19 protein-coding genes are annotated in these 19,335 nt (G+C 71.1%); 9 read left to right on the forward strand and 10 right to left on the reverse strand.

Translation table 11 applies throughout. The features are described from left to right. Positions 1 to 45 precede the first annotated feature (45 nt). Positions 46 to 537, reverse strand: coding sequence for an SRPBCC family protein (locus C466_RS07930; protein WP_004596481.1), 492 nt, complete (start codon positions 535 to 537; stop codon positions 46 to 48). Between the two features lie 34 nt (positions 538 to 571). Then, on the reverse strand, positions 572 to 2,575 hold the full coding sequence (locus tag C466_RS07935; RefSeq protein WP_004596479.1) for a bacterio-opsin activator domain-containing protein: 2,004 nt from the start codon (positions 2,573 to 2,575) through the stop codon (positions 572 to 574). Between the two features lie 205 nt (positions 2,576 to 2,780). Here C466_RS07935 and C466_RS07940 point away from each other — a divergent pair, with 205 nt between their 5' ends. Further along, the gene (locus C466_RS07940) at positions 2,781 to 4,865 is read left to right on the forward strand and encodes an AAA family ATPase (RefSeq protein WP_004596478.1); all 2,085 of its coding nucleotides are present in this window, start codon (positions 2,781 to 2,783) and stop codon (positions 4,863 to 4,865) included. A 43-nt stretch (positions 4,866 to 4,908) separates the two neighbouring features. On the opposite strand, the gene C466_RS07945 is transcribed toward C466_RS07940, so the two are convergent. Further along, a complete protein-coding gene (locus tag C466_RS07945) occupies positions 4,909 to 5,133 on the reverse strand; it encodes a hypothetical protein (protein ID WP_004596476.1) in 225 nt (74 codons plus the stop codon). 65 nt (positions 5,134 to 5,198) lie between these two features. Beyond that, positions 5,199 to 5,975: a bacteriorhodopsin gene (locus tag C466_RS07950; RefSeq protein WP_080505974.1), complete on the reverse strand. Its 777-nt coding sequence runs from the start codon at positions 5,973 to 5,975 to the stop codon at positions 5,199 to 5,201. A 178-nt stretch (positions 5,976 to 6,153) separates the two neighbouring features. Here C466_RS07950 and C466_RS07955 point away from each other — a divergent pair, with 178 nt between their 5' ends. The 3 genes from C466_RS07955 (at position 6,154) to C466_RS07965 (ending at position 9,086) form a co-directional block, all read left to right on the forward strand. Continuing rightward, positions 6,154 to 6,534, forward strand: coding sequence for a SlyX family protein (locus C466_RS07955; protein ID WP_004596472.1), 381 nt, complete (start codon positions 6,154 to 6,156; stop codon positions 6,532 to 6,534). A 656-nt stretch (positions 6,535 to 7,190) separates the two neighbouring features. Next, on the forward strand, positions 7,191 to 8,243 hold the full coding sequence (locus tag C466_RS07960) for a Brp/Blh family beta-carotene 15,15'-dioxygenase (protein ID WP_004596470.1): 1,053 nt from the start codon (positions 7,191 to 7,193) through the stop codon (positions 8,241 to 8,243). A gap of 102 nt (positions 8,244 to 8,345) precedes the next feature. Continuing rightward, the gene (locus tag C466_RS07965; protein WP_004596469.1) at positions 8,346 to 9,086 is read left to right on the forward strand and encodes a protein sorting system archaetidylserine synthase; all 741 of its coding nucleotides are present in this window, start codon (positions 8,346 to 8,348) and stop codon (positions 9,084 to 9,086) included. A 123-nt stretch (positions 9,087 to 9,209) separates the two neighbouring features. Here C466_RS07965 and psmB read toward each other — a convergent pair whose 3' ends face one another. Beyond that, a complete protein-coding gene (gene psmB, locus C466_RS07970) occupies positions 9,210 to 9,941 on the reverse strand; it encodes an archaeal proteasome endopeptidase complex subunit beta (protein ID WP_004596468.1) in 732 nt (243 codons plus the stop codon). Between the two features lie 220 nt (positions 9,942 to 10,161). Further along, a complete protein-coding gene (locus tag C466_RS16975) occupies positions 10,162 to 10,338 on the reverse strand; it encodes a hypothetical protein (protein ID WP_004596467.1) in 177 nt (58 codons plus the stop codon). A gap of 314 nt (positions 10,339 to 10,652) precedes the next feature. Here C466_RS16975 and C466_RS07975 point away from each other — a divergent pair, with 314 nt between their 5' ends. After that, complete coding sequence (locus C466_RS07975) at positions 10,653 to 11,333, forward strand: uracil-DNA glycosylase family protein (protein WP_004599710.1); 681 nt, start codon at positions 10,653 to 10,655, stop codon at positions 11,331 to 11,333. 258 nt (positions 11,334 to 11,591) lie between these two features. Here C466_RS07975 and C466_RS07980 read toward each other — a convergent pair whose 3' ends face one another. From C466_RS07980 to C466_RS07995, 4 genes are all read right to left on the reverse strand, one after another. Next, the gene (locus tag C466_RS07980) at positions 11,592 to 12,857 is read right to left on the reverse strand and encodes an asparagine synthase C-terminal domain-containing protein (RefSeq protein WP_004596462.1); all 1,266 of its coding nucleotides are present in this window, start codon (positions 12,855 to 12,857) and stop codon (positions 11,592 to 11,594) included. A gap of 5 nt (positions 12,858 to 12,862) precedes the next feature. Next, complete coding sequence (locus tag C466_RS07985; protein WP_004596461.1) at positions 12,863 to 13,546, reverse strand: PHP domain-containing protein; 684 nt, start codon at positions 13,544 to 13,546, stop codon at positions 12,863 to 12,865. A 437-nt stretch (positions 13,547 to 13,983) separates the two neighbouring features. Further along, entirely contained in the window at positions 13,984 to 14,250 is a 267-nt protein-coding gene (locus C466_RS07990; RefSeq protein WP_004596460.1) for a DUF7513 family protein, read from the reverse strand. Continuing rightward, positions 14,247 to 15,806: a Na+/H+ antiporter NhaC family protein gene (locus C466_RS07995; protein ID WP_004596459.1), complete on the reverse strand. Its 1,560-nt coding sequence runs from the start codon at positions 15,804 to 15,806 to the stop codon at positions 14,247 to 14,249. Before C466_RS07995 ends, C466_RS07990 begins: the two co-directional genes overlap by 4 nt. 386 nt (positions 15,807 to 16,192) lie before the next feature. Here C466_RS07995 and C466_RS08000 point away from each other — a divergent pair, with 386 nt between their 5' ends. The 4 genes from C466_RS08000 to C466_RS08015 are packed head-to-tail and all read left to right on the forward strand — an operon-like array spanning position 16,193 to position 18,907. Beyond that, entirely contained in the window at positions 16,193 to 16,660 is a 468-nt protein-coding gene (locus tag C466_RS08000; RefSeq protein WP_004596458.1) for a 30S ribosomal protein S15, read from the forward strand. A gap of 39 nt (positions 16,661 to 16,699) precedes the next feature. Next, positions 16,700 to 17,920, forward strand: a complete 1,221-nt coding sequence (locus C466_RS08005) for a hypothetical protein (RefSeq protein WP_004596457.1) — start codon at positions 16,700 to 16,702, stop codon at positions 17,918 to 17,920. Position 17,921: 1 nt separating this feature from the next. Next, a complete protein-coding gene (locus tag C466_RS08010) occupies positions 17,922 to 18,263 on the forward strand; it encodes a KEOPS complex subunit Pcc1 (protein WP_004596456.1) in 342 nt (113 codons plus the stop codon). Next, entirely contained in the window at positions 18,260 to 18,907 is a 648-nt protein-coding gene (locus C466_RS08015; RefSeq protein WP_004596455.1) for a 30S ribosomal protein S3ae, read from the forward strand. Before C466_RS08010 ends, C466_RS08015 begins: the two co-directional genes overlap by 4 nt. The last annotated feature ends 428 nt before the right edge of the window (positions 18,908 to 19,335 follow it).

The following is a 19,335-nucleotide window of genomic DNA, read 5'->3' on the forward strand; positions in this document are numbered from 1 at the left end:
GCTCGTCGCGCTGGCGACCCCTGCGGACGGATCTGTCGAACGTCCTCACCCGCCCGCGTCGAGCTCCGCGGCGACGTTCTCCAGCGCCGCCCGGAGCTGCCGCTCGTTGAACCGACGGATCACGGGCGCGCCGACCCGCGTGAGCGCGTTCTCCGGCAGGTCGTACGTCGCGGCGTACGTCAGCTTCGTCCCGCCGTCGACGGGGTCGAGCCGGAGGTCGATGGTGCCGGTGAGCCGGCCGCGGAGCTCGAACGCGTGGCGCTCGGGCGGCTCGTGGACCGTCTGGACGATCTCCCCGTCGATCCCGATCCCGGCCATCCGGTAGGTGTACGAAAGTCGCTTCCCGCCGTTCGCCAGCGGCTCGACGTCTCTCACGTCCGTGAGCCCGGGCGTGATCGCCGCGTGGTTCGCGGGGTCGTCGAGGAACGCGAACACGGACTCCGGATCGGCCGCGACGACGACGGCGTCGCTCGCGGCGAACGGGTCCGCTCCCGCGACGGACGGTTCGTCGCCCGGCTCCGGCTCCTCGTCGCTCACGCGTCGCCCCCCGAGGTCGCGGCGCGCTTCCGGCTCATTCGCCTGATCGGGGGTCGACGTACGCCTCGACCAGCTTGCGCTCGGCCGCGCGGAGGTGCTGGTGGAACGTCTGCCGGGTGATCCCCATCTGCTCCGCGATCTCCGAGCCGTCGACCGGTCGCGGCCACTCGAAGTAGCCGTTCAGCTCGGCGGTCTTCAGGGCGGCGCGCTGGCGCTCGGTGAGCCGCTCGTCGACCGCGGCCGCGAACTCCGCGACGGTGCGGTCGCGGCTCTCCCGTTCGACGCGCGACCGGAGTTCGACGCCCTCGTACTCGCCGCGGAACACGTCGAGGATCGACCGGACGTCGTGCTCGGGCGGCGCCTCGATCGTCAGGGTCGCTCCCTCAGGCGTGGCGGTCGCCTCGGCGACGACGCCGCCGTGGTCGGCCAGCTGCGTGAGCGGCGGCGACTCGGTGGCGGTGACGGCGAAGCTGACGCCGTCGTTCGTCTCCGAGACGGTCCGCATCGATTCGACCAGCGGGAGGGCGGCGAGCTCGTCGAGGTCCGGGTCCTCGCCGTCGGCGTGGAAGTACAGCTCGCACGCGTCGTCGTCGAGCCGCGTCGTCCCGAGGTGGTCTACCTTCCCGCCGACCGCGTCGGCGATCCGGGCGAGCGGCCCCGTCGAGTCCCGTATCTCGACGACGAGCTCCACGACGCGGTCGGTCGTGAGCATCTCCGTCGTCTCGATGGAGTGGAGTCCGTTCGCGATCATCTTCCCGACCGACTCGCACACCCGTCGCTCGCGGCGGTCGAGCACGTCCGCGCCGCTGCCGTAGATCCCCAACAGGCCGTACTGGCGGTCGCCGTAGGTGAGCGGCACGACGAGGAGCCGCCGACCGCCCGCGGACTTCGGTTCGAGCGGGCCGTCGGACGCGTCCTCTATCGACCCGGTCCGGAGCTCCTCGCTCTCGATCGCCTCCTGTACCTCCTGCGGCGTCTCGCTGACGTCGAACGCCGCGCCCGGCTCGACCGCCACGCCCTTCGCGGCGCGGATCTCGAGCCGCCCGGTCGCCGACGACACCTCGCCGATCCAACCGCCTGCGTACCCCGGCTCGCCGGCGACGACCTCGCAGACGCGCTCGGGGATGACGTTCGGGTCCCGGTTCTCGACGAGGATGCGACTGATGTCGCTGAAGAGCCCGTTCACCCGACCGAGGACCCTGTCGAGCGAGCGCCGCTCAGTCGCGAGCTTCTCGGCGCGCTCCTCGGCGAGCCGCTCCGCCTCCTTTCGGTCGCTGATGTCGTTCTGGAAGCCGACGTAGTGGGCCAGGTCGCCGTCCTCGTCGTATATCGGCGCGACCGTCAGCTCGTTCCAGAAGGGCGTTCCGTCGCGCCGGTAGTTCCGTATCTCGACGGTCGCCTCCTCCTCGTTCGCGATCGCGTCCCCGATCTCCTCGACGGTCTCCGGGTCCGTCCCCGGTCCCTGGAGGAACCGCGGGTTGCGGCCGAGCGCCTCCTCGACCGGGTAGCCCGTGTGTTCCTCCCAGGCGTTGTTGACGTACACGAGGGGATAGTCCGGGAGGTCCGGGTCGCTGATGCTGATCCCGATCGGCGCGTCCTCGACGGCCCGCGTCACGTCCGTCGCCGACGGCTCGTGGTCAGAGATGTCCCGTCGCGGCTCCGAGGTCGGGACTCCCGAACAGACCGTCGAGACGTCGGAGACGAGCTTATCGATCGACGCCGACCCGTTCTTCTGGAGGAACCTGTCGACGCCGTTCTCGAAGGCGGCCTCCGGCACCCCCTCCTCGTCCGTCTCCGTGAACATCACGACGGGCACGCCGGCGTCGGACTCTTCGATTGCGGTCGCGAGGGCCACCCCGTCGTCGCCGTCCAGCGCGTACTCGCTGACGACGCAGTCGTACTCCCCGGTCGTTGCCTTTGCGACCGCGGACGCCGCGGTGTCCGTGCGGGTCACGTCGAACCCCGCGGCCCCGAGCGCCGTCTCGATCCGATCGCTCCCCTCCTCCGGGTGGACGAGGAGCGCTCGAGCGTTCGCCATGGGCATCCGTTCGCACCCATACGGGTTAACGGTTGCCTACGTTCCGAGGGTCCGAAGCCTCGGCGTCCGACCGGCCGACCGCGGGGGCCGTCGGGGCGCGACTGTCCAGTTAGGCCCGGGTACTTTGAGGTCGCTGGGCGTGAGATCGACGCATGGTGTCGACTATCGCCGCCGAGGAGCCATCCCGCGAGCGGGCCCACGAACCATGAGCGTGCGCGTCCCCGTCCGGGAGCCCCCCACGTCCGTTCCCGGCGACCGCGTGGGGCTCCCCGAGGCCGTCCTCGCCGACCTCGGGATCGGCCTCGGCGATTCGGTGACCGTCGAGGGCGCGCGGCGCGTCGCCGCCCCGGTCGTCGCGGTCGACGGCGGGGCCCGGGCCGTCTTCCTCCCCGAGCGGCTCCGGCGGACGGCCGGGGTCGAGCCGGGCGACGCCGCGACCGTGGCGGCGTCGTCCCTCCCGGTCGCCTCCTCGGTCACGCTGCGGCTCCGCCAGTCGGTCGACCTGGAGCGGAGCGAGGACGCGATCCGCCGCCGGCTCGATCGGCGCGCGGTCGCCGTCGGCGACGAGGTCGAGGTCACCCGCCTCGGCGGCGCGCTCACGCTCCGGTTCGACGTGCGGGACGTGGCCCCCACCTCGCCGGCGGTCGTCGGCGACGAGACCGAGATCACCGTCGCGGCCGACGACGGGGCGCCGGCGGTCGAGGCCGAGCGCCCCGGCGGGACCGGCGCCGGCGACGGCTTCGTCCCGACGGCGACGTTCGAGCGCCTCCGGGACGCGGTCGCGACCCGGTTCGACGCGGCCGAGACGTTCGAGTCCGCGGGCTCGTCGACGCTGGGGCTGCTCCTCCACGGCCCGCGCGGGTCGGGGAAGACGACGCTCGTCGAGGCCGTCGCGGCCGCGACCGACGCGTCGCTCGTCCGCACCTCCGCGGCCCGGCTCCGGGGCGAGCGCGCGAGCGACCAGTCGGACGGGCTCGACCGCGTCGTCGAGGCCGTCCCGGCCGGAGAGCCGACCGTGGTCCTCCTCGACGACCTCGAGGCGCTCGGGGCCGACGACGGCGGGGGCTCCGCGCTCGCCGACCGCCTCCGCTCGACCGTCGACGAGCTCCGCGATGGGGACCGAACGGTCGTGATAGGCGTGGCGACGGACCCGAACGCCGTGCCGTCGGCGCTGCGCCGCGGCGGGCGGTTCGACCGCGAGATGGTGGTCGAGCCCCTGACGACCGCCGAGCGACGCGACGCGCTCGAAGCCCTCTGCGAGGGCGCACCGCTCGCGATGGACGTCGACTTCGATGGCGTCGCCGCGCGGCTCAACGGCTACGTGTTCGCCGACCTAGCCGTCCTCGTGGACGCGGCCCTGGAGCGGGCGGTCCGCCGCGACGGCCGGACCGCGATCCGGATGGCCGACTTCGAGGCCGCGCTCGACGACGTCGAGCCCACCGGGCTCCGCGAGGTCACCGTCGAGTTCCCCGCGGTCGGCTGGGACGAGGTCGGCGGCCTCGACGACGCCAAGCGCGAGCTGGTGCGCGCGGTGTACTGGCCGCTGGAGTACGCCGACCGCTTCGCGGCGCTGGGGATCGACCCGCCCTCCGGCGTGCTCCTGTACGGGCCGCCCGGCACCGGGAAGACGCTGCTCGCCCGCGCGGCGGCGAGCCTCAGCGACGCGAACTTCATCCCGGTGAACGGGCCCGAGCTGCTCGACAAGTACGTCGGCGCGAGCGAGCAGGCCGTGCGCGACCTGTTCGCGACGGCGCGCGAGAACGCGCCGGCGGTGATCTTCTTCGACGAGGTCGACGCCATCTCGCCGAAGCGCCGGGGCGACGACACCGGCGCCGGCGAGCGCGTGGTGTCGCAGCTGCTGACCGAGCTCGACGGGCTGGAGCCGCTCACCGACGTGGTGGTGATCGCGGCGACGAACCGCCCGGACAACATCGACGAGGCGCTGTTGCGCCCCGGTCGCATCGAGAAGGCGGTCGAGACGCCGCTCCCGGACCGCGAGGCGCGCCGCGATATCCTGCGGATCCACGCGCAGGAGATGCCGGTGGCGTCGGGCGTCGACCTCGACTCCCTCGCCGACCGCACGGCCGGGTACAGCGGCGGCGACCTCGCGGCCTTGGTCCGCGAGGCCGGGCTGCTCGCCATCGAGGACGCCATCGTCGACGACGGGCCGCCCGCCGACCCGACCGTCGGGCGCGACCACTTCGAGCGCGCCTTGGCCGAGACGTCGCCGTCGACGAGCGACGGGCGCGCGGACGCCGAGCGAGCGGGACGCGACTCGCCGGCGGAGTGAGCGGCCGGCAGGGACCCGGACTCCCCGGCCGACGAACCTCGCCTTACTCCGGCTCTTCGTGGAGGTTCAGGACGAAGTAGACAACGCCGCCCATGGCGAGTAGCTCCAGGGCCGCCATCGTCCAGAACCGGACGTTCAGTCCGCCGCTCGGCTCCTGTAGCGTCGGGATCAGGAAGATACCGACGAGAGCGATCACGGCGCACGCGGCCAGCCCGACCACGGACCGGGTATTCATCACTGGCGGCTGTTCGGTGGGAGTGTCAGTCATGTCGAAAAATGAACGGTGGAAACGGTTGAACCGTGTTGTTCGGTCGCGTCGAGTCCGCCGGCCGATCAGTCCGCGGCGGAGGCCTCAGCGCCCGCGGAGGGCTCCGGGGCCTCGGTGTCGCCGAGGATCGCGCGGCTGCGGAGCAGGATGAAGCCGAAGCCGACCTTGGCGGTCACGTCGAGAACCATGAACAGGAGGGTCTCGATGCCGAGGCCGACGACGCCGGCTCCCTCAGTACCGATGATCCAGAGGATCGGGTACGCGGTCCAGAGGACGAGCACCAACGCGGTCAGCGTGTTGAACGTGCTCGCGACTTCGGGGCCGCGCTCCTTCGCCGCGGCGCGCAGGCTCGTGGCGAGGAAGTACAGCACGACGATCATGCAGATCGTGCTGAACAGCCACCAGGAGTACCGCGCGAGCGGCGTGTGCGAGAGCGCGCCGATGAGGCCGGTGACGATCATCAGCGCGTCGACGCCGACGAGCGTCCCGATGCTCACGCGGTCGACCTTCGCCAGCAGCGCGAGGTCGAGCAGCAGCAGCGGCGTGGTGAACAGCCAGTCCGCGTACCGCGCGTAGTAGATGTCGAGCACTTCTCCGGCGACCGTGACTTCCGTCAGGCCGATTCCGAAGAACATCGACAGGTACGCCGCCGACGCGATCCCCGGCACGAGGATCGTAATCGAGTAGTACTCACGGGCCTCCTTGTCGGTGACCCCCCATCCTTTGACGATGAAGTAGAAGGTCCCGATGAGCATTAGTAGCGTGCCTATACCCAACCAAAGCGTCTCGGGACGTCCGTCCCCGAGCAGGTCGTATCCCGCCTGTAGCGCTATCGGGTCCATACCCACCTCATGATATACCGTATACTCTATTCAGATCGATGCCAACCCAGTCAGGTATCGGCGTCCGCGGGCGGTCGACCGTCGGGGTCCCTCGGTGGTCGCTGCCCCCGTCGCGTTGCCCGTCGGGGGATACGTTGTCGGCCCGAAAGTAATCAACCTGGGGCCCCAGTGATGCTGTATGGCCGACGACGACACCGAAGCGGAGGCGGAGTCGACGACAGAAACCACCGCGGAGCGAGAGGACGAAACGGAGGCGGTCGACGACGTCACCATCGACGTCGAGGCGATCGACGAGTACGAGCAGCGCATCGAGGAGCTGTCCACCGCGGTCGAGGAGCGCGACGAGACGATCGAGGAGCTCCGGTCGGTCGTCGAAGAGCAGTCCGAACAGATAGACAAGCTGGAGAACCAGTTCCTCGATCTGTCCGCGCGGGTCGCGGACGGCCGGAATCTCGGGGTCTGCCCCGAGTGTAACGGCCCCACGGAAAAGAAGGAGCGGCTGTTCCGGTCGGACACGATCGAGTGCACGCGCTGCGGCGAAGTGATCCACACGTACTGAGCCCGTTCCGAACCCCTCGCTCTCCGCTCAGCGCGTCGCCGAACGGACACGCGGCTCCGTCGAACCCTCACAGGTGACGCGTTCTGAACTGGCGCTGGTCAGTGCAGACGTACCGGCGAGCGATAGCGGGAGTGAGTATCGCAGATCGGCGGCCGCGATGTGGTATTTAAATACCCACGGGCGACGGCGACGAGCTCTTATAAAAGGGGTGCGGTGGCGCGCCCGCGAGCGGCCGGAGCGAAGCGGAGACCGCGAGGCTGGGGAGGCGTGAGGTGCGGTTGCTGTGCGTTCCCGCGAGCGAAGCGAGCGGGAGCACGGAAGCCGCAGCCCGCACAGCGACCGAAGGGAGCGAGCAGGAACGTCTTCCGGTGGGGCGGGACTCAAAGGGGCAGCCGTCGAGGCGGGACTTTGGAGGCACTCGCCGCAGTAGCGTCTCACTTATAAACAGCCGACAGGGACACCGCAATTCCACTTATAAATGGCCTCACTCACAACGTACTACACTCACTCCCGAAACCGATCAGGAAACACTCTTCGGCGACCGACCGTTTCAGACGAAATTCATCCGAAAAGTGGGGGTTCCGACAGAGCCGAGAATATAAAAGACCGAATAATGGCGACGAGGCCCTAACCCTCTAACGCCCCTAACGACACCCATGTCGACGTCGACGGCGAGTCCGGTGCGGCGACTCCTCGGCGAACCGGAACGGACGGCCATCGGTGCGTCCCGCGCGGCGTTGCTCCTGCTCGCAGTGGGGTTCGGCGCCCTGTCCGCGGCCGGTACCGACGTGTCGCTCCGGACGCAGATGATCGCGTACCTCGTCGGGATGGTCGCGCTGAACCTCCCACACGGGGGGTACGAACACTTCTCGAACCTCCGCCGGCGGGGGCTCCCGTTCGGCGCGCGGTACGTCGGCTTATACCTCGGCTTCGTCGCCTCGTTCGTGGCGCTGTTCGTCGTCGCGCCCCTGCCGGCGCTCGCGCTCGCGTTCGGGACGGCGGTCGCGAAGGGCGGGCACGGCGACCTCCGCGTGATGGACGCGCTGGTCGGCACCGAGCACCTCACGACCAAGCCGCAGCGGGCGCTCGCCGCCCTGATCCGCGGCGGGGCCGTGATGATCGTCCCCGCCGTCTTCTGGACCGAGACCTACTACAGCTTCACCGGCATCATGCTGGGCGTCTTCGACGGCCGGCTGGCCGGCCCGGCCGCCTCGAACCCCGAGACGTTCACCACGGCGCTCGGCGCGGTCTTCGGGCTCGGCGTGGTCACGCACCTCGGCGGCGGCCTCGTCACCAGCCTCCGCTCGACCGGCGGCGTGAGCCGGTCGTGGCTCCTCGACGCCGCGGAGACGCTGCTGCTCGTCGCGTACTTCGCCTTGGTGCCCGTCGTCGTCGCCATCGGGCTCTACTTCCCGCTGTGGTACTCGCTGCGCCAGTCGGCGCGGAGCATGGTGGTCGAGCAGGAGCAGCCCGACCGGACGGAGGGGGTCTCGCTCGTCGTCGCGTGGGGCGTCCTCGTCGTCGGCGCGCTGGTGACGGCGACCGTCGCGGCCGCCCTGTGGACCGTCGCCCCGAACCCGCTGGCCGGCGGGTCGCTGCTCTCCGGCGCCGTCGCCTTCTACACCATCTTCGTCTGCGTCATCGCGATGCCGCACGTCGTGGTCGGGGAATGGCTCGACTTCGGACGCGGCATCTGGTACGTGCCCTGACGGCGGCCGATCGCGTCGGCGAGACCGCGCTCGCGACGCGAACCGCCCGCCCGCGTCGACGAGATAACAAGCCCTAAAACCCGGCTCGTCGACCGATACGGTATGCCTCTGCGGTTCGCTCGGCGCCTCGGGCTCGCGGACGCGGTCACCGTGGCCAACGCCGCCGTCGGCTTCCTCGCCGTCGTCGCCGCGACGGTCGACGTCGCGCTCGCGGCCCGCCTCGTGCTCCTCGCCGCGGTCGCGGACGGGCTCGACGGCGTCGTCGCCCGTCACCGGGGGTCGACGCCCGCCGGGCCGTACCTCGACTCGCTGGCAGACGTCGCCTCGTTCGGCGTGGCGCCCGCCTTCCTCGTGGCCGCCGTCGTCCGCGACGGGCGCTCGTTCGCGACGGACCCCGTCCTCGTCGGCGCCGGCGTCGGCGCGGGCGCCCTGTTCGTCGCCGCCGCGGTCGCCCGACTCGGGCTCTACACGGTCGACGAGGACGGCGCCCGCGAGACGGTGGGCGTCCCGACCACGCTGGCGGCGACGGTGCTCGCGGCCGCCGTCATCGCGGGCTACACCGCGCCCCTCCTCCTCGTTGGAGCGACGACCGCGTTCGCGCTGCTCATGGGCTCGACGGTCACGTACCCCGACCTCCACGCGCAGGACGCGCTCGTGATGGGCGTCGTTCAGGCCGCCGTGATCCTCACCCCCGCGGGCCACATGGCGACGGGCGCGCTCCCGGCGTGGATCGGCGAGGGGTTCGCGTTCGCGCTGCTGTTCCTCTCGTTCGGCTACCTCCTGCTCGGCCCGCGGTTCTACTGGGGCGACGGGATCCGCGCGCCGCCGGGTCTTCGGCGGTGAGTTCGGAGCGGAGCGGCGAGCGTTCGGAACGGACCGGCGAACGGACTCGTCGGTAGCGGGCGGACTATCGTCGAAAATCGCAGCGAAGAGCGGTCGGCGAGCTCGCCTCGTCGGCGGGCCGCCTTACAGCAGGTCGTCGAACTCCTTGTACCGGGTGATCTCGACGCCGTCGTCGGTGACGACCGCGACGTTGATCCCGTTGCCGGAGGCGAGGTCGCGCTCGACGGCGGACTGGATCGCCTTCGCGGCGATGGTCTTCGCCTCGTCGATGGTGACGTCGTCGTCGTACTCCTGTTCGAGGACACCGAGCGCGTACTGCGACCCGGAGCCGGTGACGGTGTACTCCTCCTCGGTCGTGCCGCCGAGGGCGTCGATGGAGTAGATGTGCGCGCCCTCGTCGTCGACGCCGCCCAGGATCGGCTGGACGACGAAGAACGCCCCGGAGCGGAGGAGGTTCCCCGTCAGGGTCGACAGCGCCTCCATCGACATGTCCTTGCCGCGGCGGGCCTCGTAGAGGCTCGTCTCGGCGCGGAGCGTCGAGATGAGGTTCTGGGCCGCCGAGACGGAGCCCGCGATGGTCAAGGCGCCGCGCGGGTGGATCTCCTCGACCTTCTGGACGTCCTTCGAGGAGACCATGCCGCCGAGGGAGGCGCGCATGTCGGTCGCCATCACGACGCCGTCGTCGGCCTTGATGCCGACGGTCGTGGTGCCGGTCTTCATCTCGCCGTCCTCCTCCGCCTTCGCGGCGCGGCGCTCGCTGTGTTCGAACTCGCCGAGCTCCGGTCCGAAGACGGGCTGGTCGCGGCCGAGGTCCGCTGCCGGGCCGTCTGAGAGGTCGCCAGTCGGTGTTCGCATTACACGCTCGTTGGCTCGGCGCGCTGATAAAGGCAACCCTTCGGGGGCCGCCGACCGGTTCCGACGGGCCTATCCGTCGCCGGGTTGCGACCGGTCGACGGCGACCGGACGGGCGCGTCCAAGACGGGTGACGAGGCGCCCGCGTCACCGACGGTACTGTCGCTCCGGGTCGGTTCGGCGTTCGGTCGGCTGGGCAAAACGAGTCGCTACGGCGGCGCGGTCACTCCTCGGCGGCGGTCTCGAACGCCTCGGTGGTGGTCTCGACGAGCCGGCCGACGGGGACGTTGATATCGAGGCGCTGACGCGCGAAGACGGCCATCGGGAACAGCGAGATCCCGACGGCGACGGTCGCTTGGTGCAGCCCGAAGAGGGCCGCGGTTCGGATGCGGTCGAACATTGGACTTCTGCTCCACCCGAACGCGGGGATATATAAATATCTTCCGTGCCTGCCGCCGAGTCGACCCCGTCGCAGTCTTGCGGTTTTCGGTCATAAATTAACGATCCTGAAACTTCCCCCGTCCCGCGCCGATCGACGCGTATCCCAGCCCGGTTTGACCCCGTTTATCTCCGTAACTTATGAGAATTCACGGCGGTTCGTGCGCCTCGCATCGGCGCTTCGCGCCCGGCACTGTCCCGCCGGCTCCGACCGCGCGTGGGTCGCACCGCGCCGGACCGAACGGGATTTAACCGAGTGAGCGCCTACCCGGTCGCGTGAAGAACGTCACGGACCGGATCCGGAACCCCTTCGGGATGCGTCCCGACTGCCCATCGTTCGTCCCCGGCTACGGCGACGCCAACGCCGACTTCCACGTCGTCGGCGACTACCCCGGCGTCCACGGCGGGACCGAGTCGGGCGTCCCCTTCACCGGAGAGGCGTGGTCGCCCGCGTTCCTGTCGGCGCTCGCGGCGGCCGGACTGATCGCGGGACTCGCCGACGGCGTCGCGCCCGACGGCGTCGCGATCGACGGCGACCCGACGGCGATCGACCCCGTCCGGACCGACCGGACGTTCTTCTCGTATCTCCACATGTGCGAGAGCGAGGGGGCGCCGGACGAGGGCGCCTACGACGACATGGAGCGGTTCTTCGACGCCGAGCTCCGCGCCATCGCGGCCCACGTGCTGCTCCCGGTGGGCGCGCGGGCGACCGAACACGTCCTCGAGACCTACACCGCGCGGGCCCGGAAGACCGAGATCGACATGGACGCGCTCCACGGCGAGGAGCTGCTCGGCGCCGGCTGGCTCGTCGTCCCGATCAAGGACCCCGCCGACTGGACCGACGGCGACGCCGACCGGCTCGTCGACTCGCTCGGGGAGCTGCGCTCGACCGACTTCCGGCGCGAGAGCGACCTCGGACGGTTCGTCGCCGGCAACGAGCCGTACCTGGTCCGCTGACGCAGCGACCGCCCGCGAGTCCGCGAACTCGTCGGTTTTCTCCCGGATAGACGTGAAATTTCTCCGGCAAAGCGGGTTCCCGATGCGGGGATTCGGCAGTAATCGCTCGCATCCGCGGACGATCGTTTTCTGCCCGGCCGCGATCGAGTCATATTTGTCGCTACTGCCCGGATTTTATACCTCTCCTGCCGATATTTCAGTAGACGCCCGCTCGAACGGGCGTCGGCCGCAGGACTGGTACTCCGCGCGGCGACTTGGTCAGCTCCGGCCCTCACCGGCCGGTTTTTCCTCGCTACACAGCGCCTCGATGTACTTCCCGACGTGGTCGTCCATCCGCCGCTTGTAGCCCGCCTGCCGCGCGAGTCGGTCGAGCTCGCGGGAGACGTACGTGCCGTACTGGACCGCCTTCTTGTCCGCGCCGTGAACCGATTCCGGCACGCGCCCGGCCGCGACCCGGCGGAGCGCGACCTTCCGCTCGTCGCTGTCGACGAGCAGGTCGTCGGGGAGCGCCAGCGCGGCGGCGACGACCCGGTCGTCGAGCAGCGGCGTCGCGGGCTCGACGCCGGCGGCGCGGAGCGCGAGGACGTCCCGCTCCAGTTGACCGGGTAGCGTGCGGACGGTCTCCGTCCGCGCCCCGCGGACGGTGTCGGCCTCGACGCGAGGGTCCGCCGCCGGGTCGACCACCTTGCTGTACCCGCCGAACAGCTCGTCGGCGCCCTGCCCGACCGCGAGCCGGTCGAACCCGTCCGCGGCGGCCGCTTCGGCCGTCAGGAACAGCGGCACCGCGATGGCGACGTCCATCGGGTTCCGGCGACCGGTCGCGGCCGCGACGGCGCGGACGGCGCGCCTGAGGTCCTCGTGCGTGATCTCGACGACCCGCAGGTCGCGCTCCATCGCGCTCGCTGCCTCGCGCGCGGCGGCGACGTCGTGACTCCCCTCGAAGCCGGCGACGTAACAGGGGGCCTCGGGGACGGCGGCCGCGACGAGCCCGGAGTCGACCCCGCCCGAGAAGGCGACCGCGAGGTCGCCGTCAGCGGTTCCCTCGGCACTCGCCGGAGAGAGTGAGGACGCGAGGTCGTCGAGCGCTGCGCTCACCGCGTCGTCGACCGCCGACAGCGCCGCCTCCCGGTCCGGTTCCGGACCGGGATCGGGGAGGCGCCAGACGCGTTCGGTCCCCGTTGCCGAGACGACGCTTCCGGCCGGGACCGGTTCGGGATCCTTGAGGTCGGTCCGGTCGAAGGCCCACGCGTCGGGGGCCGTCGACCGACGCTCAGTGTCGGGGTCGAGCGCCGTGGCCTCGGCGAACAGCGGCTGCCGGCCGAGGACGCCGCGGACGAGGGCCGCCCCCTCGCGGTTCGGAGCGTCGCGGTCCGGCGAGTCCCACTTCGGCAGGTCGGCCAGCAGGCCGGCGAAGCCGCGGCCGCCGGGGAGGGGGTCGTCGTCGCGGAGCGCGGCGCGGACTCGGTCCGGGGAGGCGCCGCGCAGGTCGGAGGACTGGTCCTCGGAGGAGGCGTCGGGCGCCATCGGGCTCACCGGAGGGCGTCGAGCGTGCGGAGCGCGCGGCGCTTGGCCCCCCCGCCGAACTGCTTGAGCGAGATCCGCCACGGGGTGCGCTTGCCGACGACGCTCGTCCGGCCGTCGGCGATGCCCGAGAGGATCGCGGCCGCGGAGCGCTCGTCGGCGCCCACCTCGGTCACCGCCTGTCCGACCATCTCGGAGATGTGGGCGTCGCTGCCGGCGGTCATCGGGAGGCCGTTGCGGACGGCGAACTTCTCGGCCTGGCGGTTCGAGCGCCCGGTGAACAGCCGGGAGTTGTACACTTCGAGGGCGTCGGCGCTCGCCAGCTGCTCGTCGCTGATGTGCGCGGCGACGCCGTGGCGGGACTTCTGGAAGGGGTGGGGGACGACCGCGATCCCGCCCTGATCGCGGATGCGGTCGAGCGTCTCGTCGAAGGGGAGGCCGCTCTCGATACGCTCCTCGATGCCGAACGCGAGGACGTGGCCGACCGCGGAGGTCACCTCCATGCCGACGACGCCGACGAGGCCGTAGTCGGGGGCCTTCTCGGCCGCCTCGATGCTGGCGTCGATCTCGTCGTGGTCGGTGACGGCGAGCGCGTCGAGCCCGACCGCGGCCGCCTGCTCCAAGAGGAGCTCGACCGGGTCGCGCCCGTCGTACGACAGCGCGGAGTGCGCGTGTAGCTCGACCGATAGCACACGCACTGCTTCGAGCGTGGTCATAAAAAGCGCCCCGGTCCGCGCGGGTCTCAGGAGATTCGCGGCGGCTGAACATCGCTGTGGCGACGTGGTATTTAAAAACAGACCGCGGTGGCGCGTGCCGACGAGCGCCCGCAGGGCGCGGGTCGCACGCGCGAGGGACGCCGCGAGCGCTTTTAAGCGCGAGCGGCGAGGCTGGGGAGGCGCGAGGTGCTGTGCGGGGTGGGGACTCGAAGGGGCAGCCGTGAGGCGGGCGCAGGGGACGTAAGGACCACAGAGAGGGAGCGAGTGAAACGAGCGACCGACCGAGGACCGCAACGAGCGTGCGCCCGCCTCACGACTGGGGCTTTGGCGGTGTTCGCCGCCGATCTACCGGCGGTTGTTTATAAATGAGCGGCTGAATCGACGAACTCGAAAAAAGACGCTTCGGGTACCGATCAGAACGCGCTCTCGCCCACCGTCTTCCGGTAGGTCGCTCGGCCGGTGTGCGCCGAGTCGTCCCACGACTCCACGTCGACGATGATCCGAGTGTTGATCGCGTCTTCCGGCGCGCCCTCGATCCGCAGCGTCGAGTCGCCGATCCGGGCGACGTGGCCGCCGTCCCCCTCGCCGGTCACCATCACTTCGAGGACGTCGCCGGCCGCGTAGTCCGGCCTCGACCCCCGGAACGACCAGCCGGCGAGGAACTTGTCGAAGACGCTCATGCGCGCGACACCTCCTCGGAGACGCGGTCGGGAATGTACTCCCGCCCGAAGCCGGTGACCGCGGCGAGGATGAATATCGCCACGAGGAACCAGCCGTGGAACACGTACGGGACGACCTCGATCGGGTTGACGACCATCTCGGGGCCGTACTCGGCGCCGAGCCCGTCGGGGCCGACCATCACCTGGTACCCCACGAGCACGCCGCCCGCCCACGGGAAGATGTAGCCGAGCGCGGAGGTGTTGGCGTCGAGAATGTTCGCGCGACGGTAGCCGTTGATGTTGAACTTCTCGCCGATGCGGGCGACGTACGGGGCGATCGCGATCTCCGCCGCGGTGTTGATCGTGATCATCCCGTTGATCGTCGCGGTGCCGAGCACCATCGTCAGCTCCGCCCGGCGGACCGTCGTCGCGACGCGGTCGAGGAGGAACGTCTGGATCGCCTCGAAGCCGCCGCCGCGGATCATGATCTGCGCCATCGACACGATCAGCAGCGTCAACACGATGAGCGGGAAGAAGCCGGTCGCGCCCGTGTAGAGGCTCCCGCCCACGCCCGTGGTCTCGCCGACCGCGACGAACGGCAGCGAGGTGAACGTCCCGGCCTCGCTCACGGTGAACACGAGGATGTCGCTCACCGACGAGAGCCCGAACAGGAGGTTGAACGCGACGGCGACGACGATCCCCCACGAGATCGCCTCGACGATGTGTCGGCCCGCGACCGCGGTCACGATCACGATGCCCATCGAGACCAGATGGACCAGCCCCGCCGCGGCCGCGTCGAGCTCGGCAGCGCCCTCGAGGCTCGTGCCCGGCAGCACCGACCCCATGACCAGATAGGCGACGAACGCGGGCACCGCCGCGAGGATCGCGTACTTGAACCGCGAGGCGACCACGCCGCCGATGTCGGCGTCTTGGGTCACCGCGCTCACGATCGTCGTGTCGCTGACGGGCGCGAGGTTGTCACCGAAGACGGCGCCCGAGAGGATCGCGGCGAACAGCAGCACCGGGTTCGCGCCGAGGAGCACTCCGGCCGGGAAAAAGAGGGTCACGAACGCGATAGTGGCGCCGTACCCCGTCCCGATTCCGGTCGCGAGCAGCCCACAGAGGATGAATGCGGCCGCCGGGAACGTCGCTCCGCCGACGTTCAACGCGTCGGCGGCGAAGATGAGCCCGTTGACGAACTGGCCGACCTGTAGCGTGTCGGCGAACATCCCGGCCCACAGCCACGCGACGATCGCCGTGGCGGCGACGCGCTGGGTCATCCCCTCGAAGATGGTGTCCGCGTACGCCTTCCAGCTCCCGCGAACGAAGAACATCCCGAGGATCGTCCCGATCAGTGCCCCGATCACGAGCCCGTCCGCGCCGCCGACTCCGAGGATTCCGCTCTGGAAGACGGCCCAGAGAATGAAAAACGCGATCGGGACCGTGCTCATCCACTTCCCCCCGCGGAACTCGATCCGCGGGCCGTCGCTGTTCTGCTCGCCGACGCCGAACTCGCTCCCGTCGGGCGGGTCCCCGCCGTCGGTCGCCGGCGGAGCCGCGTCTGTCGTGTCGGTCATCGATCGTTCACAACCCTCCCGATACCGACGACCCACCTAAAACCTCCCCTCCGCGGAGAGCTTGCGCGGAGCGACATCCGCACTCAAGCGGCACGAAGCGGAGGCGGAAGCGAGGACGCCTCCGCCGCTCCGACCCACAAGAACACGCTTAAGAACCCTGACGGCGACTCCGAACACGGGAACAGCACAGCTGCAGATCCGACTCGCCGGGGCCCTTTCGCCCGCGGCTTGGGAATGTAGCAGTGCGCCGACGCCTCCGGCGTCGCGGTCGGGCGGGCCGCTCGCGCGGCCCGTCCGGTCGGATCGCTCGCTCCGCGAGGGATTCGTAGCCGCGCCGCGCGGAGTCGCGGTCACGTTGCGGTTGTGCCGTTCCAACCAGACAGACAATGGCACGAATGCACACGCGCCGTCGCGGTTCGTCCGGTTCGGACAAGCCGGCGACGGACGAGACCCCGGAGTGGAGCGACGTCGACGCCGAGGACATCGAGTCCCGCGTCGTCGAACTGGCGGAGCAGGGCCACGACCCCAGCGTCATCGGCCTCAAGCTGCGCGACGAGGGCGTCAAGGGCGTCCCGGTCCCCGACGTGAAGCTGGCGACCGACAAGAAGATCACCGAGATCCTCGAGGAACACGACGCCGACGCCGACATCCCGGAAGACCTCCGCAACCTCATGTCACAGGCGATCCGCCTGCGCGAGCACATGGAGGAGAACGGGCAGGACCACCAGAACAAGCGCGCGCTCCAGAACACGGAGTCGAAGATCCGCCGCCTCGCGAACTACTACCGCGGCGACGAGATCGACGAGGAGTTCACGTACACCTACGAGAACGCCGTCGAGTACCTCGAGGAGTAAGCGTCCGACGCGGCGACAGCGGCCCACGAGACCCCACCAATGACCGAAGCGACGTCCGCCACGCCCGCCCCCGACGCGCTCGCCGGCGTCCTCGCAGACGCGCCGTTCGTCCGGCTCGTCGCGACCGACGACGGCGACGCGCTGGCAGCCGCGGGGCTGCTCGCGCGAGCGCTCCGAGCGACGGGCACGCCGTTCCAGGCGCGCGTCGACCCCGATCCGGTCCCCGCCGACGTCGACGACGGCGTCGCGGTGGCCGTCGGCGTCGACCGCGGCCCGCACGCGATTCCCGGGACGGGACGGCCGGCCAGCACGGCGGCCTTCGCGGTCGCCCGCGCGCTCGGCGCCGAGCCCGACCCCGTGGTCGCGCTCGCCGGCGTCGTCGCGGCCGGGTCGATCCCGGGCGCCGACGGCTCCGGGGACGCGCTCGACGCCGCGGAGCGGGCCGACCGCGTCGAGCGGCGCCCCGGCGTCGCGCTCCCGGTCTCGGGTGGAAACGAGGCCGGCGAACTCCCGGACGCGCCCTCGCGGGCCGAAGCCCTCGCGGCCTCGACGCTCGCGTCGACGCGGTACTCCGGCGACCCCGAGGCGGCGCGCGACGCGCTCGCCCCCCTGGGACTGCCGGCGGACCCCGACTCGGACGATCACCGACGCCTCGCGTCGCTGGTCGCGGTCGACGCGGTCGACGGCGACGACGCGAGCGAGCGCGCGGCCTCGGCGGTCGAGCGCGCGCTCCGCCCGTACGCGACGGACGGCCCGTTCGAGACGGTCGGCGGCTACGCCGACGTGCTCGACGCGCTCGCCCGGGAGGCGCCCGGGACGGGCGTCGCGCTCGCGCTCGCGAGCGACCCCGACGCGTCGCTCCGGACGGCCGCGCTCGACGCGTGGCGCCGCCACGGCCTGGCGGCTCACCGCGCGCTCGACGCCGCGACGGTCGGCCGGTACGACGGCTGCGTCGTCGCCCGCGTCGACGCCTCGGGGGCGGTCCTGCCGACGGTCGCCCGGCTCGTCCGGGACTTCCGGTCGCCGGAGCCGGTCGCGGTCGCGCTCGACGAGAGCGCGGGCCGGCTGGCGGCCGCCGCGACCGGCGGTGGCCGCGCAGCGGGCGACGCGGCCGCCGGCCCGGTCGGACTCGGCGACGCCTGCCGGACCGCCGCCGGCGAGGTCGGCGGCGACGGCTGGGGGACGCCGATGCGAGGTCACGTTTCGGTCGACGACGGCGACATCACCGCGGCGCTGGCCGCGCTCAGGGAGGCGATCTGAGATGGTCGACGACGCCGCGCCGACCGCCGGCGACGCGAAACGGACCGCGACGGTCCGGACGACGCACGCCGACGCCGCGACGGTCGCGGCCGCGCTCGGGCCGGACGAGACCGACTCGATGCGCACGCGCGTCGACGGCGACGTCGTCGCCTGTACCGTCGCGCGACCGACCACCGGCGGGCTCCAGTCGACGCTGGACGACCACCTCGTGAACCTGCGCGTCGCCGACCGCGTGATCGACCGCGCTCGGTCGCATCTCGCCGCAGCCGCTGACTCCACCGACGCACTCGACTCCACAGACGAACCGCAGACGACCGACACCGACACACAACCCGACACATGAGCGAACGATCCGTATCCAAGAGCAGAGAACAGAAGCGCTGGTACACCGTGCTGGCGCCCGAACAGTTCGACCGACAGGAGCTCGGCGAGACCCTCGCCGAGGAGCCCCAGCAGGTCGTCGGCCGTACGATCACGACGACGCTCGACGAGCTGACGGGCGACTCCAACGCGAACAACACGAAGCTAACCTTCAAGATCACCGACGTCGGCAGCGACTCGGCGTACACCGAGTTCATCAAGTACGAGCTGACGCGGGACTACCTGCGCTCGCTCGTCCGCCGCGGCGCCTCGAAGGTCGAGGCGTCGATCACGGTCCTGACGACGGACGACTACCGGATCCGCGTCCAGCCCGTCGCGCTGACGACGAAGAAGGCGGACCGCTCGCAGGAGAAGGCGATCCGCCGCGTGATGATCGACAAGGTCCACGCCGCCGCCGAGGAGCGGACCTTCGAGGCGTTCGTCGACGCGATCGTCGACGGGAACCTCTCGTCGGCCATCTACGGCGACGCCAAGGAGATCTACCCGCTCCGCCGCGTCGAGGTCCAGAAGCTGACCCTCGAAGCGCGGCCGTCCGAGGTCGCCGCCGAGGAGGAGGTCGCCGTCGACGTCGACGCCGACGAAGTGGCCGTCGACGCCGACGAGTAACGACTCGTCCGAGCGACGCGCCCGTTTTGCGTTTTATCGACCGCGTAGCGGCCGCGCCGGCGCGCGGGCAGGTCGTCGTGAACGGGGGCGCCGTCGGTGGCTCTATTTATAAGTACAACTCCTGACCGCTGTGCGGTGGCGCGCGCCTCCGAGCGCCTTTCAAAGGCGCGAGGAGCGCGTGCGAGGGAGTCGGCGGCGACCGGCGAGAGCCGCCGACGAGGCTGGGGAGGCGTGAGACTGCGGTGCTGTGCGGTTCGGGGCGGGACTCGAAGGGGCAGTCGCGAGGCGGGCCCAGGCGACGCAAGGACCGCAAGGAACGAGCGGAGCGAGTGACTGAGGACCGCAGCGAGCGTGGGCCCGCCTCGCGGCTGGGGCTTTGGCGGTGTTCGTCGTCGATCTGCCAGCATCCATTTATAAGCGAGCGGCTG

The sequence above is a fragment of the Halorubrum distributum JCM 10118 genome (genome assembly GCF_000337335.1).
Lineage (GTDB): Archaea > Halobacteriota > Halobacteria > Halobacteriales > Haloferacaceae > Halorubrum > Halorubrum distributum.